This is a genomic window from Thalassospira lucentensis, from assembly GCF_050516545.1.
Lineage (GTDB): Bacteria > Pseudomonadota > Alphaproteobacteria > Rhodospirillales > Thalassospiraceae > Thalassospira > Thalassospira lucentensis_C.
This window is the reverse complement of the sequence record NZ_CP191544.1, coordinates 1815000-1841120: the sequence shown is the minus strand read 5'-3', so window position 1 is coordinate 1841120 and position 26121 is coordinate 1815000. Positions and strand designations below refer to the sequence as shown.

The window sequence follows — 26121 nt, the reverse complement described above, 5'->3', positions numbered from 1 at the left end:
GGGAAAAACAGGGTCACGCATCGGTATGATACGTGACCCCACAAGATTTTCCAGTAACTTGAGTTACTTGGTATGAGCCAGAACGGCAGCTTTGGCGTCTTCAACCAGTTTCGCGCCGTCAATGCCGCTTGATTTGGATTCTTCGATCCAGCGATCAACAACAGGTGCTGCTGCATCGTCAAAGGTTGCTTTTTCGGCAGCCGTCAGTTCAACGACCTGACCTTTGCCTTCGTTGACCATGCGTTTGCCGACTTCTTCAACATCGTTGAAGATCTGGCCAATTTCAGCTGCGAAATCCTGACCGGAGTTACGGTCGATGATTTCTTTGAGGTCATCTGGCAGGCTCTCGTAGCGGTCCTTGTTCATTGCGAACAGGAAGGTCGAGGTGCCAAAGCGTGAATTTACGCCTTCGCCTTCAACAGAATAAGCAATCAGCTCAGCCAGTTTCAGCGGCGGGACAACTTCAAACGGAACCAGACCGCCGTCAACGACGCCAAGTGACATTGCCTGCGGCAAAGCCGGAACCGGCATGCCAACAGGTTCTGCGCCCCAGGATTCAATAACCCAGGCACCGGTACGGGTCGGGGTGCGCAGTTTCAGACCTTTAACGTCTGCAACAGTGCGGACTTCTTTTTCCGTCAGATGGATCGCCTGACCGGCATGGACATGAACCGCAAGCGGGTGGATGTCTTTAAGGTCTTCGGCGAATTCGTCTTTCATGTCCCAGATCGCAAGGTTGGTTGCGCGGGCATCGCCAAGGTGAACACCGGGAAGCTCGAAGACTTCGATGCGTGGGAATACACCCGGGGTATAACCCGGAAGGGTCCATACAATGTCAGCAACGCCATCGCGGACCTGACGATACAGTTCCGGCGGGTTGCCGCCAAGGGACATGGACGGGAAGATTTCAAACTTGATACGGCCGTTTGATTCTTCTTCGATTTTCTTTGCCCATGGCTCGATCATTTTCGACTGGGCCGGTGCTTTCGGACCCAGGAAATGGTGAACGGTCAGGGTGACTTCCTGTGCGTGTGCGCCGAACGACACCATGGTCGCGACGGCAGCACCAGCAAGCAATTTGGTGATATGTTTCATTCTTCCTCCTTTGAACATTTATCGTCTTTTTGGCAGCGACAAACGTTTCAGCCACGATGCGCATCTAGCGTACGAAGTTTTCCAAGACACTTGGTTGTTGTTTTTTATTATTTTTCAGGAATGACCTGCGTTAAGCGCAATTCTGCCATACCGAATTGGAACCAATCTAATGGGCGTGTGATGGTTATGTATAATGATATGTAAGCGCATATCCATAACCAAATGATTATGTATTCGGGCTTGAATGGGTCTTATGATGTTGTGCGGCTTCTTCGCGAACGGCATTGATCAGGATTTCCACAGGTGGGGATATTGGCGAATCAATACGTGTGGTTAAGCCAACGGGCCCGAAGGTATCACTTGTATCTATGGGTAATTCGACAAGATGGCCATCGGCAATGTCGGATGCAACAGCGCCGTTCGAGATAATCCAGATTGCATCTGTTTCACGGGTGAAGGCGCGGCCAAACGATGTCGAAACGGTTTCGATGCGATCCGGGAGTGCGCCAATTCCATGCGCGATCAGCATCTTGTCGACCGTTGGATGAATGATGGCATGTTTGGGCGGGACCAGAACGGTAAATTCGCGGATGCGGGTAATGTCGGGGTTTTTGTCCGCCATCAATGGATGGCCGGGGCGGGCCACCAAAGATATATGTTCGGAATAGAGATGTATGAAGGACAGGCCGGACATCTGATCGGGCTCGGCCAAGCGCCCGACAACAAGATCAAGTTCGCCGACGCGCAATTGCCCCATCAACATGACATTCGGCCCGGCAACCACCTTTACCGTGGTATCGGGGCTAAGTGCCTTGAACCGTCGAATGGCGGCGGGCATCACACTGGCCGCGACTGTGGGCAGGACGCCAAGATTAATCGAAAGCCCGCCTTGCATACGGACCTGACTGATGCTGTCGACCCCTTGGCGAAGGGCAGTGACGCTGGCCCCGGCATAGCGCAGGAACACTTTGCCAAAATCGGTTAAGGTCACGCCGCGCTTGGATCGGTCAAACAGACGCGCATCAAGATGTTCTTCAAGTTCGCGAATGGTTTTGGAAACGGCGGGTTGGGTTATGGATAATGTGTCCGCGGCTTTGACCACGCTTCGTTGACGGGCAACTTCGAGAAAGCAAGTCAGGTGGCGGAATTTAATGCGTTGATCAAGCATGCGTGCCTACGTCGCGACGTTGTAGAATGAACTTATTAAGCGGCTATTCATAATTATATAGTTATGCAAAATACGCAAATCCTCATTTTACATAACCAAAACCGTCTGCGAATGTAGGCGCAAATAAGCAGGGTGGAAACGACATGAGTTTACAAGTTGCCCCGGTCAACGGGACACATATTCATTACTGCCAGACCGGTCCCAAAGATGGTCCGGTGATGGTATTTGCCAATTCACTCGGCACGGATTTGCGCATTTGGGATGATGTTGTCAGCGTCCTTTCCAAACGTTTTAACATTGTTACCTATGACAAGCGCGGTCATGGATTGTCGGGAATTGGCGATGCGCCATATGACATTTCGCTGCATGCCAATGATCTGATTGGGTTGCTGGATCATCTTGGTCTGAATGAAGTGATTATTTGCGGCCTGTCGGTTGGCGGTTTGATTGCCCAGAAAGTGACCGAACAGCAGCCCCAACGTGTTCGCGGCCTGATCTTGTGTGATACAGCGCCCAAACTTGGCGATTATGACGGTTGGAATACACGGATCGAGGCGATCAAAGCCGACGGGCTGGAAAGCCTTGGTGATGCGATTATTGAACGCTGGTTGTCACCGACTTTCCGCAAAGACCGTGTGCTTGAAACCGCGATGTATCGCGACATGCTGGTTCGTACGACGGCGGCGGGATATATCGGCACATGTGTTGCGCTGCGCGATGGCGATCTGCGCGAAGCTGCTGGAAAAATTGCTGTGCCGACACTTTGCATTTGCGGATCGGAAGATCTGGCAACACCGCCAGAAGTGGTGCGCGAAATGGTGTCCATGATCCCCGATGCACAATTTGAATTGATAGACGGGGTCGGGCATCTGCCCTGTATCGAAACCCCAGAATTGCTTACCCGGTTGATCGACCGATTTACCAAGGAGAAGAACCTTGTCTGAGAGCCGGTATGACGTTGGCATGAAAACCCGCCGTTCTGTTTTGGGTGATGCGCATGTTGATCGTGCGTCGAAAAATATCACTGAAATTGACGAAGGTTTTCAGCGCTATATCACCGAAAATGTCTGGAACGGTGTGTGGACGAGCGACAAATTCACCAAGCGTGAGCGGTCGATTGTGACCATTGCTTTGCTTGCCGGACTTGGTCACGAAGAAGAACTCGCCATGCATATTCGGGCGACTTTGAATACCGGGGCGACACGCGATGACATCCGTGAAACCCTGATGCATGTTGCGGTCTATGCCGGCGTTCCCGCCGCCAATACGGCATTCCGCATTGCCAAGCAAACCTATGCCGAGATCGACGCGGCATCCAAGGGAGAGTAAGCCATATGTCCACCTTCAAACCGCGTGACTGGGGTTCCCACGCCCCGTTCATCGCCCCAGGATATAAATCCACCGTTTTGCGTGGTCCGACACGTCCGGCACTTGCCATTCAGTCGGGCCTGACCGAGGGCACAGGTCCGCGCTTTGCCCCGGCTGCTGTGCGTAAACTTGATCATGACTTGACCAAGAACGGTGTCACCAATGGGGAACCGATTGGCGAACGTATTGTTGTCCATGGTCGGGTTCTTGATACCGATGGCCGTCCGCAGCCAAATATTGTTGTGGAAATCTGGCAGGCGAACTCTGCTGGTCGCTATGTTCATAAAGTTGACCAGCATGAAGCGCCGCTTGATCCGAACTTCCGTGGTTCGGGGCGTTGCATGACCGATGCCAACGGCAATTACAAATTCTATACCATCAAGCCGGGTGCCTATCCGTGGGGCAACCATTTCAATGCGTGGCGCCCGAACCATATCCATCTGTCGGTTTTCGGGCCGGGTTTTGCGACCCGTCTTGTGACCCAGATGTATTTTCCGGGTGACCCGCTGCTTGAACTTGATCCGATCTTCCTTGAAACCAAGGATGCGGCAGCACGTGAACGTCTGATTTCCAAATTCTCGATTGAAAAAACCGAGGAAGGCTTTGCGCTGGGTTATCAGTTTGACATTGTCCTGCGTGGACGCAATGCCACCCCGATGGAGAATTAAGTCATGGCATATGGTGAAACCCCCTCACAGACGGTTGGTCCATATTTCGCCTATGGTTTGACCGCAGGGCAGTATGGTTACGACTTTACCGACATGGTCACCACGACCGTTGCCGGGCAGGACGCCAAGGGCGAACATATCCGCATTACCGGTGCTGTTTTTGATGGCGAAAACAACCGCGTTAATGATGCAATGATCGAAATTTGGCAGGCCGACGCCGATGGCGTTTACAGCGAAAAGCCGATTGATGTTGCCGATACCGGTTTCCGCGGCCTTGGCCGTTGTGGCACGGGTACAGATGCCAATAACCGGTTTTGGTTTGATACGGTCAAGCCGGGTGTGATCGAAGATGCGACAGCCCCGTTTGTCAACGTGATCGTCTTTATGCGCGGCATGTTGGTGCACGCCTTTACCCGTTTCTATTTCGATGACGAAGCCGAATTGAATGCGAAAGACGCTGTCTTGCAATCGGTTCCGGCAGAGCGTCGCAATAGCTTGGTTGCCAAGCGCATCCAGACCCCGACGGGGATCGAATACCAGATCGATATTCACATGCAGGGGGACGCGGAAACCGTGTTCTTCGACGTGTAAGTCGATTTGGCCCGATGGCTGCGTCCGCTGCTTTGGGGAAAGCCGGCGGTCGCAGCCATCGACCTTATTTCCCGCGCTCAAGGGGCATTGGCCCCGCGTTTGTTCTGTTTTGGTTTGATACCACAGGAGTTTTACCGTGGTTGCACGTTTCATGTCGCTTAAAGAAGCTGTCGCGTCCTGCGTTAAGGATGGCGATACCATCGCGATGGAAGGCTTCACCCATCTTATCCCGCATGCCGCTGGTCATGAGATCATCCGCCAAGGGATCAAGGATTTGACCTTGATCCGTATGACGCCTGATATGATTTACGATCAGTTGATCGGTGCCGGCTGTGCCAAGAAACTTGTTTTCTCGTGGGGCGGAAATCCCGGTGTCGGGTCGCTTCACCGTTTGCGTGAAGCGGTTCAGGAACACTGGCCGCACAAACTTGAAATCGAAGAACATAGCCATGCGGCGATGGCCAATGCCTATGACGCGGGGGCTGCTGGCCTTCCTTGTGCGGTGTTTAAAGGATACCGCGGTGCTGAATTGCCGCGTGTGAACAAGAACATCAAATTCATTGAATGCCCGTTCACCGGTGAAAGTCTGGCCGCTGTGCCGTCGATCCGTCCGGATGTAACGGTTGTCCATGCGCAGAAAGCCAACAAAAAGGGCGATGTCCTGTTTGAAGGCATTGTCGGTGTTCAGAAAGAAGCCGTTCTGGCCGCCAAGAAATCCATCATTACAGTCGAAGAGATCGTGGATGATTTTGGCGATATTTCACCAAATGCTGTGATGTTGCCGAACTGGGCGGTGACGGCGATTGTTGAAATTCCAGGTGGGGCGCATCCGTCCTATGCCCAAGGATATTACAAACGCGACAATGCGTTTTACAAAGCCTGGGACCCGATCGCACGCGATCGCGAGACGTTCCTGGCCTGGATCGAAGAGCATGTCATGAATGGCGGTCCCGAAGATTTCGCGGCCAAACGTGAAGCAAACAAGGGCTAAGCGGAGAAAAGATCATGGTTGAATATACCCCGACTGAAATGATGACGGTATCCGCCGCACGTGCGCTTAAAAACGACGATGTGTGTTTTGTTGGTATCGGTATGCCATCGGCCGCCTGTAATCTGGCGCGTCTGACCCATGCACCTGAACTGACCTTGATTTATGAAAGTGGCACGATTGGCACCAAGCCCGATGTCTTGCCGCTTTCGATTGGCGATGGCGAGCTTTGCGAAACCGCTGTGAACACCGTTGCCGTGCCGGAAATGTTCCGCTACTGGCTGCAGGGTGGCAAGATTTCCGTTGGTTTCCTTGGTGCGGCCCAGCTTGACAAGTTTGGCAATATCAACACCACCGTGATTGGTGATTACGACGATCCGAAAGTCCGTCTTCCGGGCGGCGGCGGTGCGCCGGAAATCGCAACCAGTTGTGGCGAAGTGTTTTTGGTGATGAAGCAGACCAAACGCGGGTTTGTGGAGAAGATCGATTTTGTCACCTCGCTTGGGCATGGCAAGGGTGGGGACGACCGTGCATCTTACGGCGTTGATACCAAAGGCCCGTCGCGTTTGATTACCGATCTTTGCATCATGGAACCGCATCCGGTTGGCAAGAACTTCATCGTGACGTCGATCCATCCGGGCGTCACCCGCGAACAAATCATTGAAAACACCGGTTGGGTTGTTGAGTTTGCCGACGAAGTCGCCGAAACTGCGATCCCGACCGAAAAAGAATTGCAGGTTCTGCGTGAACTGCATGCCCGTACTGCCAAGGCGCATGGCGACCAGCAGTAAGGGCATTAAAAAGGATCTATAAAAATGGCTGACGCATATATTTGCGATTATATCCGTACCCCGATTGGCCGCTTTGGTGGCAGCTTGTCGCAGGTACGCGCCGACGATCTGGGTGCTGTGCCGCTTAAGGCATTGATGGAGCGCAATCCGGGTCTGGATTTTGCGGCTGTCGATGACATCGTGTATGGCTGTGCCAATCAGGCGGGTGAAGATAACCGTAACGTTGCCCGCATGTCGGCACTTTTGGCCGGTTTGCCCGAAACGGTTACCGGCACCACGGTCAACCGTCTGTGCGGTTCTGGCATGGATGCGATCATTATTGCCGCACGTGCGATCAAATCGGGCGAGCAGGAAATCATGATTGCCGGTGGTGTCGAAAGCATGTCACGTGCGCCGTTCGTGATGCCAAAGGCAACATCAGCCTTTTCGCGCAATGCAGAAATCTATGACACGACCATTGGCTGGCGTTTCGTTAATCCGGTAATGAAGAAACAGTATGGCGTGGATTCCATGCCGGAAACCGGTGAAAACGTTGCCGAAGATTTCAATATCTCGCGCGCTGATCAGGACGTGTTTGCAGCACGTTCACAGGACAAAGCCGTTGCCGCACAGGAAAATGGCGTTCTGGGGCAAGAAATTACCCCGGTCACCATTCCTCAGCGCAAGGGGGATGCGATTGTTGTCGACAAGGATGAACATCCGCGTGCCGGCACGACAGCCGAAACCCTTGCCAAATTGCCGACCCCGTTCCGCGAAGGTGGTTCGGTGACGGCAGGCAATGCATCGGGTGTGAATGACGGGGCGGCGGCCCTGATCATTGCATCGGAAGCCGCGGTCAAGAAATATGGCCTCACCCCGATTGCCAAGGTTGTTGGCGGGGCGACCGCAGGTGTTGCACCGCGTATCATGGGCTTTGGCCCGGCACCGGCAAGCAAGAAGCTTCTGGCGCGTCTTGGCTGGTCAACCGATCAGCTTGACGTGATCGAGCTGAACGAAGCCTTTGCATCACAGGGTCTTGCGACCCTTCGTGATCTTGGCATTGCCGATGATGATGCCCGTGTGAACCCGAATGGCGGGGCGATTGCACTTGGTCATCCGTTGGGGATGTCGGGTGCACGCATTGCTGGTACGGCTGCCCTTCAGTTGAAGCGCACAGGTGGCAAATATGCATTGGCCACCATGTGTATCGGGGTTGGTCAGGGCATTGCGATTGCGCTTGAAGCTGTCTAGAACAGTGGCAGCGAATTGATCTGTTAAAAAAGCCCCTGTGCCGTATCTGACGGGCAGGGGCTTCTTTATGTATTGTTGACCAATGGTGTTTGCGGCGCGACACTATCAACTTGAATTCTCACCTGTTTATGATGGTGGATTAAGCCTGATGACGATTTCGCCTTTTGATTCTGCCCTGCTTGGGGATCTGTTTTCCGATCCGGAAATTGCCGCCCTGTTTGATGACAAGGCACAGATTGCATCCATGCTGCTATTTGAATCAGCCCTTGCCGCGGCCGAAGCCCGCGCAGGTGTGATCCCTGCGAAAAGTGCGACGCGCATTGCGGAAGTTTGTCGGGAATTTGACCCCGACCCGGCGTCCCTTGCGGCGGGAACGGCAAGTGCGGGGGTTCCTGTTCCGGCGTTGGTTAAGGCGCTTAAGGCGGAAATTGGCGGGGATGATGCCCGCTTTGTTCATTTTGGTGTCACAAGCCAGGACGTGGTTGATAGTGGGCTTGTTCTTCGTCTGCGTGATGCCATTGGTATTATCCGCCGCCGTATTCGCAAACTGGCCAAGGCATTGTCTGGTCTTGCCGATACCCATCGCACAACCATCATGATTGGCCGGACGCGATCACAACAGGCTGTGCCGACGACATTCGGGTTAAAGGCCGCAGGATGGTTGGCCCCGCTTGTGCGGATTGATCGCCGGATCGACAGCCTGTCACATGATTTGTTGCGGATATCCTTTGGCGGTGCGGCCGGGACATTGGCATCCATCGGCGTCAAGGCGGGCGAGGTTGAAAGCAACCTTGCCGAAGAACTTGAACTTCCGGCATCTGATATGCCCTGGCATGCCCAGCGCGATGTGTTGGTTGATTTTGCTGCTCAGCTCACCGCCTTAACCGGTGCGCTTGGTAAAATGGGGCAGGACCTTGTTTTACTGGCGCAATCAGAAATCGCCGAAGTGCAGCCGGGCAAGGGTGGCGGGTCATCGACCATGCCGCATAAATCCAATCCGGTTCAGGCCGAAATGCTTGTGACCTTGGCACGGTTTAATGCCGGGCAGATTGGTGTGTTTAGTCAATCACAGATCCATGATCATGAACGCTGCGGGTCAAGCTGGCTTTTGGAATGGCTGACCTTGCCGCAAATCATCATGGCGGCGGGAACTGCATTGGCGCAGGCGGTTGATATGGTGCCGGCCCTTAAGGTCAATAAAGACCGAATGACCGAAAACCTTGAACTGTCGCGTGGGGCGATGTTGGCAGAGGCGGCGACATTCGCACTGGCCGATCATATCGGGCGTGATGCGGCCGATAAGCTGGTGAAAGAAGCCGTGGCGCAATCGGCGGCAAACAGATCAAACCTGTTTGATGAATTGCCGAAACTGACCGACGCCCCGGTGGATTGGGCGCATGTGCGCAACCCGGCCAGTTATGTCGGGCAGGCGGATGTGTTTGTCGATCGGGTTCTGAGCACAGCCAAGCGCGGATTGCGTGATTGATTAAAAGCAAAGGCTGCCCGATGGCAGCCTTTGTTCTTTGGATATTGTGCCTTGCTGCGAAGGTTAGCTCGGTTTCCGCAGGCGTTTTTCGACCGCATAGTTATGGATGGGAATGCCTGCGACTTCGAAATCGCGGCGTTCAACGACGGAAAATCCCTTTTTCAGCAGGAATGATTTCGCCTGTTCGCTGGCTTCGGAATATAGCTTGCCGATATTCTGTGCTTTTGCCTCGGCCTCAAGCGCGTCATAGAGTTCCGAGACTATCCCGCGTCCGGCAATGTCGGGCAGGGCGTATAAAAAGCCGATATGCCCGTCTTTCTCGACATCGGTGAAGGCCACGACCTGATCGTCGTGATCAACAGCAACAAGGCAGCAGCGTCCATCCTTCATCAATTCGGCAAAGCGTTCCGGGGTTGGTTGAAGGCTTGCCCAGACAGCGACCTGTTCCGGGCCATACGCCAAACTGCCACGTTCATTAACAGCACGTCTAAAAATCTCGACCATGACGGGGGCGTCGCTGTCACGGAACGGGCGAATATTGGTCATTCTTGGTTTTTCCATGCCGTATCAAAGAACTGACGTTCAAGTTCTGTCGCACGTCGAAAATAACGCAGGCAGCTTGCGCGTTCGTCGTCTGACAGGTCCGGGCCGATATTATCAAGTTGGGTATTGAGATAGGCGATTACACTTTCAAAATACTCACCGACATGCAGATCAAGCCATTCAAAATACCAGAAATCAGTCGGGCGGTTTGACAGCGATCTGTTCACCCGATCTGCCCAGCCAAGATATGTGCCTTCTGCCACGGCAAGGACGGCAAGCATGTTGGCGTAGCTGTTGGTATCAACCGCATCTGCCATCAGTTGCTTGAACGCGGCCGTTGCGGGCCAGTCAGGTTGATGTGCGCGGTCGTGGTCAGACACCCCAAGGGCGGCAAAGGATCGTTCAAAATAGGTGTTTTCCTTGCCAGTCAGGAGGGCGAGGAACTGACAACCCGGAATGCGGTCTTTGAGCGTCGGGGCGCGCGATACGGCCGCCGCCAAAAGCGCGACAAAGCGATCAATGAAGCGATGATCCTGAATAAGATAGTTTTCAAGATTGGCTTTGGGCAGGGATGCCTGACCCCACGCATCGGTAAATGGATGATGGGTTACCCCATGCCATTGATCAGCATTTGATGCCTTTAGCCAATCTGAAAATCTGCGGTTTTGGGTGGCGTGTTGCCATTGCGGATAATCTAGGTCGGTTCGTTTGATATCAATCGGCACGGCACTTTTCCTGAAATTCCTGAATTTTTCTTTTTGTTACATGGTCCTAGATCGAGTGCAAGATGCCTAAACGTATGATCTGAAAATTGATCGTCCAGCGTCGCGTGACTGATGTACATCAACGTAAAACATTAAATGATGATGTTATGGTGTTTTCATGAATTACAAGACTTCCAAAGGAGAAGATCATGAAAAATGTTGGATTGGTAGATCGTCTGATACGGGCTGCTGGTGGCGTGGTCTTGCTTGCCTTGCCGTTTTTGGCAGAAGCACCCGAAGGTGAGATCATGGCATTTGGCGTTTACGGCTGGGTCATGATCGTTGCGGGTTTGGTGATGCTGGTGAGTGCCGCATTGCGGTTTTGCCCGCTTTATATGGTGTTTGGTTTGCGGACGTGTCCGATCTCCAAATAGGGGCTTGGCGTTTGTTAGATCACAACAAATTTCTATTCGAACTGTTGCAAGCAGCACGGTATAGTGGCATCCGTTAAACGGATGTCATGTGCTGCACGCGTGATGTGATGGGCCCGCAACCGGTTTGGTTTGCGGGAACCTTGATGGTCACGAACAACGGAATAGAAAAATGAAACGCCTGAGCGATGAACTGACGGTATCCGCGCAACTGCCACTTGAGGCGATCGAAGAGATTGCCAAGGCCGGATACAAAACCATTATCTGTAACCGCCCAGATGATGAAGATCCCGGTCAGCCATCCTTTGCCGAGATTTCGACCAAGGCCGAAGAAGTCGGCATGACAGCCGTGTTTCAGCCCGTTGCAAGTGGCAATGTTTCCGATGCGGATGCAGATGCCTTTGCCGCCAATCTTGCTGATGCGTCAAAGCCGGTTTTTGCTTATTGCCGAAGCGGGACCCGTTGCACGATCCTTTGGTCGCTTGCCAATGCGGGGAAATTGCCGGTGCAAGACATCATCAAATCTGCGGCAGATGCCGGTTATGATATGTCGCCACTTTTGCCACGTATTGCAGCGCGCGCTTGATCTTCTTATTCCCGGTTATGCGATGTGCTGATCGGCGGCATCGCATAATTGCGCAGCACGCCTGCCATAATTGCACTATCTCTTTTCGGCTTTTCATGGCGGAATGAGCCTAGAGTCGTCTGATACAGGTGTGATAGTGAAGACGCGTGAAAACGCCAATATTGAATTTCGATTGGCAAAAGGCGACGATATTGATGCGCTTTGTGAGATCGAAAACCAGTCCTTTGACATTGATCGACTGAACCGTCGCGCGTTCAAACGTTTTGTCAGCAGCGAGACTGCACGCCTGATTGTTGCCTGTGAAGGCGACAATATTCTTGGCTATGCATTGGTTATTTTCCGGCGAAATGTGGCCTTGGCACGGCTCTATTCATTGGCCGTGATCCCGGGGCGATGGAGGCAGGGGATTGGACGCGCTCTTCTTGCGCAGGCAGAAGAATGCAGCCTTGATTTTGGCGCGCCGATCTTACGGCTTGAAGTCAGTCAGAAAAACGCAGCCGCGATTAGCCTGTTTCGCAAGGCCGATTACAAGGATTTCGCGCTTTATCCCGACTATTACCCGGATCATTCCGACGCCCTTCGGATGGAGCGTGTCTTGGTTCCTCATGCCATGAGCCGACCTTCGCCCATTCATTTTTATCATCAAACGCTTCCTTTTACCTGTGGGCCAGCAGCTTTGATGATGGCGATGAATGCGCTTGATCCCGGTCTTGAGATGGACCGTAATCTGGAAGTTTCGTTGTGGCGTGAGGCGACCACCGTTTTTATGACATCAGGTCATGGTGGCTGTGGCCCGTTGGGTTTGGCATTGGCGGCATATAAACGCGGCTTTGACGTTGAAGTTTTCAGCAGCCGCGACGGGCCGTTATTTGTTGATACGGTGCGCAAACCCAAGAACCGCGAAGTGGTCGAACTGGTGCATTACGATTTCGCACGGCAGGCACAAGACGTCGGTATTCCGATCACCACAGGTGCGTTCGGTATTGCCGAGATTGAAGAACGGGCCAGGGCCGGTAAAATATCGCTGGTCCTGATCAGTCAGTACCGGATTTACGGCGATAAAATCCCCCATTGGGTGGTGGTGTCGGGATTTGATGACCGGTTTGTCTATGTCAGCGATCCCGATATTGGCGAAGACCACGAACCGTTTAATGGCAGCGATTGTGTGTCGGTTCCGATCCTGCGCCATGAGTTCGATCTGATGGCGCGATATGGGCGTGACAAGCTGCAAGCTGCCGTGTTTATTGACAAAAAGGCCGGGTAAAACCCGACCTTTTGTTTGGTGTTCTCTGACGACGTCACGTTCTTAAGGACGTGCGATCTTGCCCAGAAGGTGGGCGATGATCCGCCGATAAAGCTCCATCCCCAGCACAACGTCTTCGACCCCGGCATCGATATTGGGGTTGTCATTGACTTCAATCACCATCGGACCGTGCGGTGTTTCTTTGACATCGACACCATAAAGCCCGTCGCCCATCAAGCGGGCGGATGCAAGGGCGGTGGCAACGATATCCTGCGGGGCATCTTCGACGGCAACGGTTTCAAAACCGCCTTCTTCAAAGCTTTTGCCATCGTCTTCATGTTTGACGATCTGCCAGTGACCGGGCGCCATGAAATAGCGGCTGGCAAAAATCGCCTCGCCGCCAAGGACACCGATCCGCCAGTCAAATGTCGTTTCGACATATTCCTGAATGACCAGAAGTTCGGAGTTTTTGAACATTTCACCGGCAACTTCGGCGAGATGGTCAGGCGATTTTACTTTGCGCACACCGCGCGAAAAGCATCCGTCCGGAACCTTCAGAACTGAGGGGAAACTGAACTGTTTGGCGATTTCAGAAATGCGGCGTTTATCGAAAATCGCACTTCTGGGTGCCGGAATACGATGGGTGCGCAGCAATTCCGCCAGATAGACCTTGTTGGTACAGCGCAACATGGAATCCGGGTCATCAATGACGGGAATGCCTTCCTTTACCGCGCGCTTGGCAAAGCGATAGGTATGGTGATCAAGGGCGGTGGTTTCGCGGATCAGAAGCGCATCAAATTCCGAAAGATGGTGGAAATCCTTGGCCGTGATCAGTTCGGCCTTGGCACCAAGATCGGCAGCCGCCTGCACAAAATTGGCCAATGCTTCTGCATCTGATGGTGGCAATGGATCGTTCGGATCATGCAGGATCGCGACCAGTGCGGTCGGTGGGGTGACGTTGCCCTGCTTACGGACACGACCGCGCAAATAGGCCCGCAAGGCAGCTTCGAAATCGACCAGATTACTGTCATCAAGCTGACCAAGCGACGGGGCTTCGATTTCGCGCAAAATCTTGCGATCCTGCCGGTTAAGATGCAGGCGCAAAATCGGGCAGCGGAACTGATCGAATGCGCGTTCGGCAATCTTGCGGAACCGTTTATCCGTGGTGCGGCCGAAATAGACATCGATATGATCCGGTGCCTGATCTGCGGTGTGGCCGGATTTCTCCAGCGCATCCAGAATCTGGGGGCTGAGTTCGGATCGTGATGATTTTTGCAGACGTTTCCAGTTCAAATCCAAAAGTACGTCTGCTTCGGGGATGACACGTTCGGCACGTGCGGCGGCCAGAAGGCTGCAATAATACCCGCGCGAGAGATATTCATAGGACTGGCACAGATTGATCACGCGACGGTTTCGTACACCATGATCAAGGGCAAGATAATCGCGCACCCGCATGACACGGGCACCAGAAACAGAAAACCGCTGATCAGACAGGCGATCAACAAGGATTAAGGGTGCGCCGGTGGCAACCGCAGGGGAAATGTCGGTCTGCCCGTCATAAAGCGCATGTTCAAGACGAATGCCGTCTTCGCCATCTTCGTAATAGCCCGGAAGATCGGCAATTTTCTGATAGCTGTGGCGTTCATAAAGATTGCGCGCGGTATCGTTCTTGGTACGGACTTCAAGGCGCATGCGATGGCATCCGGCTTCCATCGCCAGATTTTCAAGCCCTGCCAACAGCTGCGTTCCAAGACCCTTGCCCCGCCAATCCTGGGTAATCGCCAGCGAATAAATCCGGGCGGTGACCGTATTTGCGCGCAGCAACAATAACCCATAGCCAACGATGGATGGTTTATCAGTATCCCCGGCATCGGCGACCAACAGACGTGCAGATGCCTGACGCAAGAACCGCGAGAAAGATGCGCGTGATATCACGTCACTTTGGAAATTGGTCGTTTCAAGGGCGCAAAGCCCGTTAAGGTCGGCACGAACAGCATTGCGAATAACGACGGTGTTGGTCAGGGTCGAAGTCACGAGATGGACCTCCTGCAATGGGATGTGGCAAACATGGTGCGCTCAACTTCCGGTACGCTCAATATGAAAAAGCCGCAAGCGCGTTTATTGTTCATAGCTATGCCATTTTTTCATGGGACATGACATCGCTGGTGTTCGACCTGTGGGTAGAATAAAAATAAGGTGTTTTCAGATAACTGCTTTGAAAATTGTTATAATCTCGTTCTTATCTGTCCCATATAGGACAACGGGTTTTAAAAGACCTTCATTCAGGATAGAAAACGGCATTCATTGATCAGGTCAAGAACCACAGGGATACGACGTTTTTGAAAGATAACATCCTTCGCAACTTCCAGTCATATGGACGACGCGCTGCTTTTGTCCCGCTTTTGATGGCGGGAACGATGCTGGCTGCGTGTTCATCGGACGAAGGATTGAATATTCTTGGCTTCGGGTCGGGGACGGATGATGTTGTCGCGCAAGATGGTCTGCAATCGACAATCCCGTACACGGTGGAAATCACCGGCATCGATCCGCTTGAAGAAGACTTGATTGCAGCGTTGGATGCGGTAAGCACCGCACGTCGTTTACAATCGCGGCCAACCGCATCGCGTGCCGGGCTGCAACGCCGTGCCGAAGACGATATCGAACGGTTTCAGGCGGTCTTGCGATCCAGCGGGTTCTATGACGGTCAAATCACGTTTGACATTCAAGAGAAGCAAGTAGAACAGCCCGGCGAAGCCATCGATCAAAGCAATGCGGATGCGGAGCAGGATGATGCCGTCATGGCGTCAGATGCGTCAGATGCGACAGATTCCAAAGATCCGAAAGACCCCAATGATCCCGGTGCAGAGGTCAAAGGCCCGACCCCGGTTGTTTTGACCTATATGATCGATGTCGGCACACCTTATCTGATCTCGTCGGTTGATCTTGTGGTGACCTATCCTGATAAGGTGATTGAACGGTCGGCAACGGATGCGGAACTTGACAAGACCCGCCTTCAGATCGGACAGCGCGCAACAGCACAACCGATCATTCTGGCCGAACAGTACGGCGTTGATATCATCCGTGAACAGGGATATCCGTTGGTCAAGGCGACCAAGCGGACGATCATGGCCGATACCGCCCAAAAAACCATATCGATCAAATACGGCTTTGAAACAGGTCCGCAGGCAAATTTCGGTGCCGTGACCGTCAATGGGGCAGATGAAGTCGATGCCGATTTTATCGCCGGATACCGTAGTTGGGAAGCCGGTGAACGCTATAGCCCCGAACAGGTCCGGACCACGCGCCGCGATCTGGCGCAAACCAACCTGTTTGATAGCGTCATTGTCAAAGTCGTCGGGCCCGTTGGCGAAAGCGGCGAAATCCCCGTTGAGTTCAATGTGGTTGAACGCAAAATGCGGTCCATAGGTGGCGGGGTCGATTTTTCGACCGCAGACGGGCCGGGGGCGAATGCATTTTGGGAACATCGCAACCTGTTTGGTGCGGGTGAAAAACTGCGGCTTGGAGCCGAGGCATCGGGGTTTGAGCAGGGGCTGACGGCCGAGTTTCGTAAACCGCAATTCTTAAGCCGCCGTCAGGCGCTTGTTGCCGATGCGAATGCGAAAAACAATGATACCGACGCCTATCAGGGTGAAACCGTTGACAGCTTTGTCGGGGTTGAACGGCCCTTGGGCGAAAACTGGTCGACGACACTTGGCGTGACGGCGGAATATTCCGACCTGACAGGATCAGATTCACCGAACGAGCAATTCTATCTGGCGGGTTTACGCGGCATTTTACGCCATGATAACACTGATAACCCGCTTGATCCGACCGAAGGCACGCGCTTTGAAATCAATGTCTCGCCCTATATGGGGCTGACCGATAAGGACACCAATTTCACATCGGTTTCGATTGCGGGATCGCAATATTTATCGATTGATGATGATGGTGATTATGTGGTTGCCGCCCGTGCCCGGACGGGCACAATCATTGGGGAAGAACGCGGCGATTTGCCATCAAACAAACGGTTCTATTCCGGTGGCGGCGGATCGATCCGTGGCTATGAATACCAGAAAGTTGGCCCGTTGGCCGATGACGGTGATCCAGTAGGTGGGCGGTCTGTACTTGAAGTCGGGTTCGAATTCCGGGCCCGGGTGACGGAAAGCTTCGGGATTGTCCCGTTTGTTGAAGGCGGGAATGTCTATGCCCGAAGCGAGCCGGAAGACATCGATCTTCTGTGGGCGGCGGGCCTTGGTTTTAGATATTATACTGCTGTCGGGCCGCTGCGCTTTGATGTTGCCGTGCCGCTTGATAAACGTGAAAATGTTGATGACGATTACCAATTCTATATCAGTCTGGGGCAGTCATTTTGACCAAGACTGAACAACCTTCTGCGAAGAATGCCAAGCCAACAGAACGCCGCCGTTTGATCAAAAAATGGGGGCGATATGGTGCCTATGGGATCGCGGGCATTGTGCTTGGAACTGCGGGTGTCGTCGGACTGGCGGGCACAGGGCCCATCCTTCGTTTGGCAACACCTTTCATCAATGAAACGGTATCGCTTGCAACAGACAGCAAGTTTGAAATTGGCGATGTTGAAGGCAGCCTTTGGACCGGGCTGACATTGGATCACTTGGTGATGGACCGTGCCAGTGACGGGTTCCATTTTGACCTTACCGAAGCCGTGTTTGATTGGTCGCCCTTGGCCTTGTTCACCGGGCGTCTGCAGATCAACCAGATCGGTCTTGCCAGTGCGAATATCATTCTGCCGGATGGAACTGTTTCCGAAGAACCCGAAGAAGAGGAAACTAACGAAGGCGGTGGGTTTTCCTTGCCCTTGGCGGTTTCGATTGATGCGTTGGAACTTGGTGAAATCGCGGTGGTTGATCCCGCATCGGGTCACAGTTTCCTTTATACGCTGAGCGGTCAGGCGGCAGTTGGCAAGAACCTGTCGGCAACGGCGGTTCTTGATTTGCAGCCCCGTGATAGCGGGACGGACCGGTTGGCGGTTGATCTTGATTTTGATGGTCCGGCACAACGTCTTTCGGCGAAAATTGACGGCGAATTGGGGCGTGACGGGATTGTCATGACCTTGGCCGGGCTTGGTCCGGATGTTGCGACCGATATCAAAATAAGCTTGGCGGGTGATGGCCCGGCAAATGACTGGCAGGGCAAGCTTGATCTGGCAGCGGACGGGTATGCGGCCCTTGTCAGTGATATCGGGGTTCAATTGTCATCGGAGACGGTCGGGTTTTCGCTTGATGGCGGGCTTGAGACGTTTGAGCGGATTACAGATACGCTGCCCGAAGCATTGCGTCAGAAAATTGATCTTGGCGTTACCGGGGCGTTTAATAACGCACAGCAAAGCCTGACCTTTGATCGGTTATCCGTTGCGATGGCGGGTGCGGCAGATTTAACCGGGACGGCTTCACTTGATCTTGAAAAAAGCCAGTTGGCGGGTGATGTCGATGCAAATATTGATCCGGCCCTTTCGGCATTGATGGATGATGCCGTGACGTGGGGGCAGCTTGGCGTTTCGATTCAGGCCAAGGGCGATCTTGCCATGCCCGGTCTTGATGTTGCGATCAATGCAAAGGATGTCAAAACGCCTGTTTCAACCATTTCCGGCGTTCTGGTCAGCGCAAATATGCCCGCACCTAGCAGCGATGATAGCGATATCGAAGCATCCCTTGATGTGTCGACAACGGGCAGTATTTGGGATGATGGTGATCTTGCGGCGTTTTTGGGTGATACGCAGGAACTTTCGCTTAAGACAGTCATCGCGTCAGATTTTTCGCAAATTGCCGTTTCTGATCTGGTGTTGAACGCACCTGAAATGACGCTTCGTGGCAATGCGGAGCTTGATGAGGCGTTTGCTGTTTCCGATGCCAAGCTTGTTGGCGATGTTGCCGATCTTTCAATCTTTGCACCTATTTCCGGTCTCGATCTTCGTGGGCAGGGGCAGGTGGTGCTTGGTAATCTGTCTTGGTCGGAAGAGGCGGGCGCCAAAGCGGATATTGCGATTTCAACGACCGAAACCGGGTTTGGCATTGCCGATCTGGATCGCATTGTTGGGCCAGCCCCGACGATTACGGGTACGGTCGCATTGCTGCCCAATCTTGATCTGGCGATTGATCTTGCCGCGGTTGATACCGCAATGGTCAAAGGACCGGTCAAGGTTGATATCACCGATGAATTTGAACGCCTGATGGTAAAGGGTGATTTTGATATCGCGCCAGGGGTTGTTCCGCCCGGTATTGGTGTTTCGATTGCGCCAAGCACGCTTTCGGTGTTGCTTGACGGGAACATTGCCGAACCACCCGGGCAGATTGATCTGCGTGTGCCAAGCCTTGAGGCCGGTGGGCAAAGTTTTGACGATGTGCGTCTTGCGACAAAGATGGAATGGTCGAAACAATCGGTTCTATCCTTGATCAATAAGGTGCGGTTTAGCTTATCCGGGCGGTCTTATGATCTGGCGGCGAATGTTGTCCTGCCATCGGACGGGTTGAAGGTTGAAGGCATTACTCTTCGCGGGGATCATTTGAATTTGGAGGGTGAAATTGCCCTTCCGAATTATGAGCCGCCGCTTCGGGGTAAAATCGCCCTGACCAATCTTGATGCGGAAATGCTGGCTGATTTCGGGGTGCCGTTGGCCAATGGCACGGTGACGGCAGATGTTGGCTTTACCCCCGATGGTGCGCGTCAGACCGTGACGTTAAGCGCCCTTGCCAAAGGGTTGCGCATGGCCGGTGAAACCGATGCCAATCCGGTCATGATCGAAGACGTGCAGATCACTGCCAGCGTCGGGAATGCCTTTGACACACCGGAAATTTCGGCAAAGCTTGACGGGCAGGATATTGTTGCGGATGCCTTGGCAATCAAGGGCATAACGCTTGATGTTCAAGGTGGACTTGATGCGCTTGGCATCTCATTGACAGGTGATGGCGTTTATCAGGGCAATGTCCCGTTAAAGACAGATCTTGCGGCCGAAATTGCCCTTGGTTCTGATATCAGTGTTATGGCCAATAAATTTGATGTCGCCATCGGCGATCAAACCATAGCACTTCGAAAACCGTTGCAGGTGGTTTTGGCAGAAGATGGGCGCCAGCAAGTTCTCGCCGATCTTAAAATTGGCAGCGGGAATCTTATGGCGACCCTTGATCAGGAAGCGGGCCAAAAATCGATTGCCGGGGATGTGGCCCTTAGTGATGTTGACCTTGGCCCGTGGGGGCGGATTGCCGGTTTTGACGGGCTGAGCGGTATTGCGAACCTGAGTGCAAGTTTGCGTGAAACCAAGGGTTCACTGCCCACAGCCAATGTCAAAGGCCAGATTACCGGAATTACGGCCAAGGCCGTCAAGGGGATCAAACCGTTTGAAATGATCCTTGATCTGGACCTTGGCGACGGTTCCATGGTCGGCAGCGCATCGCTTGGTAATTCGGATGCCAAAATCCTTTCGGCGGACGGAACGGTGCCCTTGCCGATTTCGGTATTGCAGCAGGAATTCAGCCCGGATTTGACCGCGCCTGTTTCCGGCAAGGTAAGAATTGACGGTGAAATTGCCGAATTCTGGCCCTATGTTCCGGCGCCCGATCACGTTGTTTCGGGCAATATCAATCTTGCATTGGATGTTGGTGGAACGTTGGATGATATCGAATGGAAAGGCGATGTTGCACTTGCCGATGGTCATTACGAAAATCTGGTGTATGGCACCATCCTTGAACAGATGACCTTGAAGGGGGAGTTTGATCAAAACGGTCTTTCCATTCCGGGGATTACAGCAACGGATGGCGGCAATGGCCGGGTAACCGCATCGGTCGATCTTGAGATCAAAGACGGCGGCGAACTTGCATATGACGTGGCGGCCAAGCTGAACAATGTTGCGGTTTCGCGCAAGGATGAGCTTTTGTTCTGGGCGGATGTCGATACGACTGTGACCGGCAACCAGAATGCGGCGGACATTAAAAGTACGGTGACAGTGCAGCGGGGCGAGGTCGATCTGACATTGGCATTGCCGGAATCCGTCCCAACCATTGAAGTCGCCAATCTGCCAACCGCTGAAGAAAAGAAAAAAGCCGAAGAGGCTGAAGAAGAAGGCAGTCAGTTTACCGGCAATCTTGATGTGACGGTCAATGTGCCCGGACGGTTGTTCGTGCGCGGTAAGGGGCTGGATTCCGAATGGGGTGGCCGATTGGAAATTACGGGCACTACCGATGAACCAATCATTGTCGGGCAGCTTTCAGCGCTTCGTGGTCAATTGGATATCATCGGGAAAACCTTTGTAATCAAGGATTCCAAAATCACCTTTGCCGGAGGATCGCCGCCCGATCCGATGTTGGATATCAAAGGCGTTTACACCACAGATGATCTGGAAGTTTCGGCCGGTTTTCAGGGACCGGCAAGCGATCCTGAACTGGTGCTGACATCCAACCCGTCCTTGCCGGAAGACGAAATCTTGTCGCAGGTTTTGTTCGGGAAATCACAAGGCAGCCTGAGTGCGGTTGAGGCCGTGCAGCTTGCCAGTGCGCTTAACGAGCTTTCGGGTGGTGGATCTGGCCTTGATGTGGTTGGCAGTGTGCGCCGCTTTATCGGGGCGGATGTCTTGCAGGTTGGTGGCGGTGAAGACGGGCCGGAGGTCAAGGTTGGAAAGTATCTTGCCGATGGGGTCTATGTCGGCACCAAGGCCGGGGCAACGCCGGGATCAAGCGGGGTTGAAGTCGAAATTGAAGTCACCCCGAGCATCAGTGTGACCAGCGAGACCACCGAAATCGACAGCAAGGCCGGCGTTCAATATCGACTGGATTATTAATCCAGAACAAGATCGCTGATATCGACCAATGCCCCGTGGCGGCAAATAACCCGACCGGCGACTTTTTGGGCGATGGTGATGGCATGCTCAACGCTTTTGCCCTGCGACTTTGCCGCTAAAAATGCGCCGTTAAAAGAATCACCTGCCGATGTTGTATCGATAATGTCGGTGATGGTTGGCGGAGTTATGGTGCCGGAATTGTTGGCGTGATCGCACCAATAGGTCGGATCGCCACCGGATTTGACAATGACCTGTTTTGTCCCGGAATCGAGCCAGCGACGCCCGGTATGTTCTGCGGAGATGTCACCGAACAAGGCCGCATCATCGTCATGGGTCGGAAGGATCGTATCGCAAAGCGGCGCAACCGCCTGATAAGCCGCAATCGCGGTTTTATCATCTTGCCAAAGACGCGGGCGGTGATTGGTGTCGAAATAGACTTTCCCGCCTTGCTTGGCATATGCGCCAACCAGATCAATCATTTTCAAACGGTCATGAGCGCTCAGGATCGCAAGGCTGATCCCGGACAGATACATTCCGTCAAACCGGTTAAAGGCAGATTTGATTTTGGCATCATGTCCGCCGCCCAGAACCTGTTTTGCGGCGGCCTGATCGCGCCAATAGGAAAAGCTTCGTTCGCCTGCATGGTCGGTTTGGATGGTGTACAGACCGGGCAGGGCACCATCGATCTGTTGCACAAGATCGGTCGCAATCCCGTCTGATTGCCATGCGCTTAACATCGCGTTGCTATAGGCATCCACCCCAAGGGCGGTGATATAGGCTGCATTGTCTTTGGCGTTGTGATCAAGCAAGCGGCTGGTGCGGGCCATATAGGTTGCGGCATTAAGCGTATCGCCCGCAAAGCCAAGTTTGGCAGCACCAAATACCGTGCCGGGCTGTGCACCGGAAAGCTCAAGCATGCATTCACCGATAAACGCGATTTGCGGCATTTGGGAACCTTTGATTTGCAATAAGAGGCCGTCAGGCGGGTGCGAATGGCAGGTGGCGTTAATCGCCGATTGGCTGACGGCCGGTTGGTGGATTGACCGTCAAAAGCGATGACCTGATGCGGCGCAGTTTTTCTTTGGCCTGATCGGGCATGCGCCGGGCAACCGCCGTTGCGATGACGTCAATCGTTGCCAAAAATGCATGGCGGGTTGCGGTTGGCTTATAGATGTCGGGGTTTTCGGGCATCTCGATCCCGATCACCAGATCGCTTTCGGCGGCAAGCGGGCTGTCGGGATTGGTCAGGGATATGACCTTTGCACCATATTGCCGGGCAATGGCGGCAGAATGGATCAATTCGGTCGGGCGGCCGCTGGTGGAGATGGCAAAAACAACATCATCCGGGCCAAGGGTCGAAGACAGCATGCGCTGTAAATAGCCATCACTTTGCGATTGGGCCGGGATGCCAAGGCGGAAAAACCGGTTGGCGGCATCAAAGGCAACTGTGGTTGAGCCGCCCCCAACGCCAAAAAAGGCGATCTGGCGGGCTTTGGCCAGAATGTCAGCAGCTTGATCGACCTGATCTGATGAAATCTGATCACGCAGCAGGCGCAGGTTATCAATGATGACGCCCAGAACGTGACTTGAAAGAACGTCCGCAGCGGTGGTGTCATCCGAAATATCTTCGGATGTCAGATACTGCATGCTGACCGCAAGGTTTTGCGCCAGACGCATTTTAAAATCACGAAATCCATCACAGCCCAATGTGCGGCAAAACCGGATGACGGTTGGTTCGCTTACCCCGACATTATGGGCAAGATCGGAAAGGGAAATGGTGGTGACTTCTTCAAGATGCTCGCTGATATAATCGGCAACCTGCTGTTCACGGTTCGGGAATTTTCCCGACTGGCTGCGCAGTAAGCTGATGATATCGGCGGTCGGTTGCATCGGTCTGATCCGGTTCTGTTTCAAGGGCGGGCAGGGATGCCAATACGGATGATCGTAATGGCACCCCCTTGGGAAATATCACTATTCGGGCTTGTAGGCGATAGCTTCGATTTCAATCTTGGCGTCAACCATCATTTGGGACTGCACGGTCGAGCGTGCCGGGCGTTCGCCGGGGAAGAATTCCGCATAGACGCGGTTAAAGGTCCAGAAATCTCGCGTGTCGGCCAGCCAGACATTCATTTTAAACACGTCATCAAGCGTACATCCGGCAAGAGCGAGTGCGGATTTGACGTTTTCCATGGTCAAACGGGTCTGATCTTCGATCCCGCCATAGGCAATTTCACCATTTTCTTTCATTGCGACCTGACCGGAAATATAGACGTAGTCGCCGGCGCGAACTGCGGGTGAAAATGGCAGCTTCTGTCCACCGGCACCGCTGCGTTCATTGCCGAAATGTTTGATCGCCATGGAAAATCTCCCTGCTTTGGCTGACGGGTGTGTGTTAAAACAGCACCCAGTTAAAAATGTAGTTTAACTACCTAAATCAGCTTTCAAGTAAGGTCAATAGGCGAAAATAAGTGAGTTGGAGGTGAAAAATATGTAGACAAGCTACAAAACTATCCTAAGAATGTAGAAAAATTACATAAAAGATTCATCAGCGGAGAGTTTGGCGAAGATGGCATTACGCCGTGTTGAAACCACAGCAGCAACCCTAAGCCGGTCCCTTAATTGGGTAGTTGAACGCATCATTGCAGCATTGATGCTTGTTCTTGTTCTGGACGTTTGGCTTGGGGTTATTGATCGATACATTTTTCACTGGCAACTGCCCTGGCCAGAGGAGCTTGCCCGTTATTTGATGATCTGGGCTGCTCTTTTGGCGATCTCGGCGGGGATTGCGCGGCGTGAACATATTGGTATTGGCATGTTTGTCTTAAGCCTGCCAATGCCGATACAGAGAACAATCCTTTTCATGGTCGATCTGATTGCGCTTGCTGCTTTCTTGTATCTGGCGATCTATGGGTTTGATTTTGCCGAAAGCGGTATGCGCCGTCAGGCAATGATCTTTGGCATGTCGCTTGCGCTTCCTTATGCCGCAGTACCGGTCGCAAGTTTGATTGCAGCCATTCAGCTTCTTCTTGTCGCCTTGCGCGATCAGGGCCGCTTTACCCCGGTTGATTTTACGGAGGGCGCGGAATGATCGTCGCCATTATCTTTGTTGTTTTGATGGTTTTGGGCATGCCGATTGGCTTTGCCCTTGGTGTGGCGGGTGTGGCTGGCTTGTTTGACATGGGCGGGGGGATATTCCTATCCCAGGGTCCAAGCAAAGTGTTTAACGGTCTGAACGTTTTCCCATTCCTTGCCATGCCGTTCTTTATCTTGGCCGGTGAAATCATGAACCATATCGGCATCACCAGCCGATTGGTGCATTTCGCCCAAGCGCTTGTCGGGCATTTGCGGGGTGGGCTTGCCCATACCAATATGCTGGCTTCCGTCTTCTTTGCCGGATTGACCGGGGCGGCCACGGCCGATGCGGCGGCTTTTGGTAAAACGCTTGTTCCGGCAATGGTCGAACGCGGGTATCGCCGTGATTATGCCTGTGCCGTAACAGCGGCTGGGTCGATCATTGGCCCGACCATTCCGCCGTCCGGCTTGATGGTGGTGTATGGGTCCCTGATGGGGGTTTCCATTGGCGGGTTGTTTGCTGCGGGTATTTTGCCCGGACTTATGATTTGCCTGATCTGCATGACGGTTATTGCGGTGACAGCACGGTCTAAGAACCTTCCGAAAAATGAACGCCGTGCGTCGCTTTTGGAAGTCTGGCGGATTTTCAAATCATCGATCACGGCCCTGATCATGCCTTTGATCATTCTGGGCGGTATTCTGGGCGGGATTGTAACCCCGACTGAGGCGGCATCTGTTGCGGTTGCCTATGCGCTGTTTATCGGTGTGTTCGTTTATCGCGCCCTGAGTGTTGCCGACTTCTTTAAAATGCTGGTGCGTACCGCGCGTGTTACGGGTGTGATTTTTGTCATCATTGCTTTTGCCTCCATTCTTGGTTGGTGGCTGAGCTTTAACCGTATCCCACAAGAAATTGCGACGATGGTGCTTGGCGTTTCAGACAATCCCTACATGGTGATTTTCATGATTGTCGGGATGCTTTTAATGATCGGCATGGTGATGGATATCAACGCCATCCTGATCATTCTGGCCCCGGTTCTTGTGCCGCTGACCATCCAGATCGGAATGGATCCGATCCATGCCGGGATCATCTTTGTCCTTGCACTGAATATCTCGCTGATGACGCCGCCTGTCGGGGCCTGTCTGTTTGTTCTGTCATCTGTCACCGGTGAAAAACTTGAAAAAATAGCGGCACAGCTTTGGCCATTTTTGTTGGCCGAGTTGGGTGTGCTGTTCCTGTTTGCCTTCTGGTCGGACCTAGCCCTTGCGATACCGCGATTGTTGGGTTTCCGCTAGGCCAAGGCGATTGAAATAACCCCGGTCAGGTCCGGGCCGGGGTGCTCAGTAAAAC

General features: G+C 53.2%; 23 protein-coding genes. 15 read left to right on the top strand and 8 right to left on the bottom strand.

Annotated features, from left to right (window positions below):
* Positions 1-63: 63 nt before the first annotated feature.
* Entirely contained in the window at positions 64-1095 is a 1032-nt protein-coding gene (locus tag ACQ0MK_RS08560) for a TRAP transporter substrate-binding protein (protein ID WP_350046065.1), read from the bottom strand.
* A gap of 226 nt (positions 1096-1321) precedes the next feature.
* Positions 1322-2263 carry a pca operon transcription factor PcaQ gene (pcaQ, locus tag ACQ0MK_RS08555; protein WP_430475648.1) on the bottom strand — a complete coding sequence of 314 codons (942 nt, stop codon included), beginning with the start codon at positions 2261-2263 and terminating at the stop codon, positions 1322-1324.
* A 143-nt stretch (positions 2264-2406) separates the two neighbouring features.
* Here pcaQ and pcaD point away from each other — a divergent pair, with 143 nt between their 5' ends.
* The 8 genes from pcaD (at position 2407) to ACQ0MK_RS08515 (ending at position 9385) form a co-directional block, all read left to right on the top strand.
* Positions 2407-3207, top strand: coding sequence for a 3-oxoadipate enol-lactonase (pcaD, locus tag ACQ0MK_RS08550; RefSeq protein ID WP_430475647.1), 801 nt, complete (start codon positions 2407-2409; stop codon positions 3205-3207).
* Positions 3200-3592 (top strand): 4-carboxymuconolactone decarboxylase, encoded by a 393-nt coding sequence (pcaC, locus tag ACQ0MK_RS08545; protein ID WP_430475646.1) that lies wholly within the window; start codon positions 3200-3202, stop codon positions 3590-3592. Before pcaD ends, pcaC begins: the two co-directional genes overlap by 8 nt.
* Before the next feature lie 5 nt (positions 3593-3597).
* Entirely contained in the window at positions 3598-4299 is a 702-nt protein-coding gene (gene pcaH / locus ACQ0MK_RS08540; protein WP_430475645.1) for a protocatechuate 3,4-dioxygenase subunit beta, read from the top strand.
* 3 nt (positions 4300-4302) lie between these two features.
* A complete protein-coding gene (gene pcaG / locus ACQ0MK_RS08535) occupies positions 4303-4890 on the top strand; it encodes a protocatechuate 3,4-dioxygenase subunit alpha (RefSeq protein WP_430475644.1) in 588 nt (195 codons plus the stop codon).
* Positions 4891-5026: 136 nt separating this feature from the next.
* Complete coding sequence (locus ACQ0MK_RS08530) at positions 5027-5881, top strand: CoA transferase subunit A (protein ID WP_430475643.1); 855 nt, start codon at positions 5027-5029, stop codon at positions 5879-5881.
* A gap of 14 nt (positions 5882-5895) precedes the next feature.
* The gene (locus tag ACQ0MK_RS08525; RefSeq protein ID WP_350041319.1) at positions 5896-6669 is read left to right on the top strand and encodes a CoA-transferase subunit beta; all 774 of its coding nucleotides are present in this window, start codon (positions 5896-5898) and stop codon (positions 6667-6669) included.
* Between the two features lie 24 nt (positions 6670-6693).
* Positions 6694-7899, top strand: a complete 1206-nt coding sequence (gene pcaF / locus ACQ0MK_RS08520) for a 3-oxoadipyl-CoA thiolase (protein ID WP_430475642.1) — start codon at positions 6694-6696, stop codon at positions 7897-7899.
* 148 nt (positions 7900-8047) lie between these two features.
* Positions 8048-9385: a 3-carboxy-cis,cis-muconate cycloisomerase gene (locus ACQ0MK_RS08515; RefSeq protein ID WP_430475641.1), complete on the top strand. Its 1338-nt coding sequence runs from the start codon at positions 8048-8050 to the stop codon at positions 9383-9385.
* Between the two features lie 63 nt (positions 9386-9448).
* Here ACQ0MK_RS08515 and ACQ0MK_RS08510 read toward each other — a convergent pair whose 3' ends face one another.
* Both ACQ0MK_RS08510 and ACQ0MK_RS08505 read right to left on the bottom strand, forming a co-directional pair.
* The gene (locus ACQ0MK_RS08510) at positions 9449-9931 is read right to left on the bottom strand and encodes an N-acetyltransferase family protein (RefSeq protein ID WP_430475640.1); all 483 of its coding nucleotides are present in this window, start codon (positions 9929-9931) and stop codon (positions 9449-9451) included.
* Positions 9928-10653, bottom strand: a complete 726-nt coding sequence (locus ACQ0MK_RS08505; RefSeq protein WP_350162443.1) for a TenA family protein — start codon at positions 10651-10653, stop codon at positions 9928-9930. Before ACQ0MK_RS08505 ends, ACQ0MK_RS08510 begins: the two co-directional genes overlap by 4 nt.
* A gap of 188 nt (positions 10654-10841) precedes the next feature.
* On the opposite strand from ACQ0MK_RS08505, the gene ACQ0MK_RS08500 reads away from it, so the two are divergent.
* The 3 genes from ACQ0MK_RS08500 (at position 10842) to ACQ0MK_RS08490 (ending at position 12913) form a co-directional block, all read left to right on the top strand.
* Positions 10842-11066: a YgaP family membrane protein gene (locus ACQ0MK_RS08500; RefSeq protein ID WP_430475639.1), complete on the top strand. Its 225-nt coding sequence runs from the start codon at positions 10842-10844 to the stop codon at positions 11064-11066.
* 169 nt (positions 11067-11235) lie between these two features.
* Positions 11236-11649, top strand: a complete 414-nt coding sequence (locus ACQ0MK_RS08495) for a TIGR01244 family sulfur transferase (RefSeq protein ID WP_430475638.1) — start codon at positions 11236-11238, stop codon at positions 11647-11649.
* A gap of 136 nt (positions 11650-11785) precedes the next feature.
* Positions 11786-12913, top strand: coding sequence for a peptidase C39 family protein (locus ACQ0MK_RS08490; protein WP_430475637.1), 1128 nt, complete (start codon positions 11786-11788; stop codon positions 12911-12913).
* 42 nt (positions 12914-12955) lie between these two features.
* Here ACQ0MK_RS08490 and ACQ0MK_RS08485 read toward each other — a convergent pair whose 3' ends face one another.
* Positions 12956-14926: a GNAT family N-acetyltransferase gene (locus tag ACQ0MK_RS08485; protein WP_430475636.1), complete on the bottom strand. Its 1971-nt coding sequence runs from the start codon at positions 14924-14926 to the stop codon at positions 12956-12958.
* A gap of 305 nt (positions 14927-15231) precedes the next feature.
* On the opposite strand from ACQ0MK_RS08485, the gene ACQ0MK_RS08480 reads away from it, so the two are divergent.
* A complete protein-coding gene (locus tag ACQ0MK_RS08480) occupies positions 15232-17265 on the top strand; it encodes an autotransporter assembly complex protein TamA (RefSeq protein ID WP_430475635.1) in 2034 nt (677 codons plus the stop codon).
* Positions 17262-21701 carry a translocation/assembly module TamB domain-containing protein gene (locus ACQ0MK_RS08475; protein WP_430475634.1) on the top strand — a complete coding sequence of 1480 codons (4440 nt, stop codon included), beginning with the start codon at positions 17262-17264 and terminating at the stop codon, positions 21699-21701. Before ACQ0MK_RS08480 ends, ACQ0MK_RS08475 begins: the two co-directional genes overlap by 4 nt.
* On the opposite strand, the gene ACQ0MK_RS08470 is transcribed toward ACQ0MK_RS08475, so the two are convergent.
* The 3 genes from ACQ0MK_RS08470 to ACQ0MK_RS08460 form a co-directional block, all read right to left on the bottom strand.
* Complete coding sequence (locus tag ACQ0MK_RS08470; protein ID WP_430475633.1) at positions 21698-22648, bottom strand: sugar kinase; 951 nt, start codon at positions 22646-22648, stop codon at positions 21698-21700. The genes ACQ0MK_RS08475 and ACQ0MK_RS08470 overlap by 4 nt on opposite strands.
* A gap of 58 nt (positions 22649-22706) precedes the next feature.
* Complete coding sequence (locus ACQ0MK_RS08465) at positions 22707-23591, bottom strand: MurR/RpiR family transcriptional regulator (RefSeq protein ID WP_430475632.1); 885 nt, start codon at positions 23589-23591, stop codon at positions 22707-22709.
* Positions 23592-23672: 81 nt separating this feature from the next.
* Entirely contained in the window at positions 23673-24059 is a 387-nt protein-coding gene (locus ACQ0MK_RS08460) for a RidA family protein (RefSeq protein WP_430475631.1), read from the bottom strand.
* A 208-nt stretch (positions 24060-24267) separates the two neighbouring features.
* On the opposite strand from ACQ0MK_RS08460, the gene ACQ0MK_RS08455 reads away from it, so the two are divergent.
* Positions 24268-24789 (top strand): TRAP transporter small permease, encoded by a 522-nt coding sequence (locus ACQ0MK_RS08455; protein WP_430475630.1) that lies wholly within the window; start codon positions 24268-24270, stop codon positions 24787-24789.
* Positions 24786-26066, top strand: coding sequence for a TRAP transporter large permease (locus ACQ0MK_RS08450; RefSeq protein WP_430475629.1), 1281 nt, complete (start codon positions 24786-24788; stop codon positions 26064-26066). Before ACQ0MK_RS08455 ends, ACQ0MK_RS08450 begins: the two co-directional genes overlap by 4 nt.
* Positions 26067-26121: the final 55 nt, after the last annotated feature.

Excerpts from the sequence above, each read along its gene's own strand:
- ACQ0MK_RS08560 (WP_350046065.1), bottom strand. The coding sequence starts at position 1,095 with ATGAAACATATCACCAAATTGCTTGCTGGTGCTGCCGTCGCGACCATG.
- pcaQ (WP_430475648.1), bottom strand. The coding sequence starts at position 2,263 with ATGCTTGATCAACGCATTAAATTCCGCCACCTGACTTGCTTTCTCGAA.
- pcaD (WP_430475647.1), top strand. The coding sequence starts at position 2,407 with ATGAGTTTACAAGTTGCCCCGGTCAACGGGACACATATTCATTACTGC.
- pcaH (WP_430475645.1), top strand. The coding sequence starts at position 3,598 with ATGTCCACCTTCAAACCGCGTGACTGGGGTTCCCACGCCCCGTTCATC.
- pcaG (WP_430475644.1), top strand. The coding sequence starts at position 4,303 with ATGGCATATGGTGAAACCCCCTCACAGACGGTTGGTCCATATTTCGCC.
- ACQ0MK_RS08525 (WP_350041319.1), top strand. The coding sequence starts at position 5,896 with ATGGTTGAATATACCCCGACTGAAATGATGACGGTATCCGCCGCACGT.
- pcaF (WP_430475642.1), top strand. The coding sequence starts at position 6,694 with ATGGCTGACGCATATATTTGCGATTATATCCGTACCCCGATTGGCCGC.
- ACQ0MK_RS08515 (WP_430475641.1), top strand. The coding sequence starts at position 8,048 with ATGACGATTTCGCCTTTTGATTCTGCCCTGCTTGGGGATCTGTTTTCC.
- ACQ0MK_RS08510 (WP_430475640.1), bottom strand. The coding sequence starts at position 9,931 with ATGACCAATATTCGCCCGTTCCGTGACAGCGACGCCCCCGTCATGGTC.
- ACQ0MK_RS08500 (WP_430475639.1), top strand. The coding sequence starts at position 10,842 with ATGAAAAATGTTGGATTGGTAGATCGTCTGATACGGGCTGCTGGTGGC.
- ACQ0MK_RS08495 (WP_430475638.1), top strand. The coding sequence starts at position 11,236 with ATGAAACGCCTGAGCGATGAACTGACGGTATCCGCGCAACTGCCACTT.
- ACQ0MK_RS08470 (WP_430475633.1), bottom strand. The coding sequence starts at position 22,648 with ATGCCGCAAATCGCGTTTATCGGTGAATGCATGCTTGAGCTTTCCGGT.
- ACQ0MK_RS08465 (WP_430475632.1), bottom strand. The coding sequence starts at position 23,591 with ATGCAACCGACCGCCGATATCATCAGCTTACTGCGCAGCCAGTCGGGA.
- ACQ0MK_RS08460 (WP_430475631.1), bottom strand. The coding sequence starts at position 24,059 with ATGGCGATCAAACATTTCGGCAATGAACGCAGCGGTGCCGGTGGACAG.
- ACQ0MK_RS08455 (WP_430475630.1), top strand. The coding sequence starts at position 24,268 with ATGGCATTACGCCGTGTTGAAACCACAGCAGCAACCCTAAGCCGGTCC.
- ACQ0MK_RS08450 (WP_430475629.1), top strand. The coding sequence starts at position 24,786 with ATGATCGTCGCCATTATCTTTGTTGTTTTGATGGTTTTGGGCATGCCG.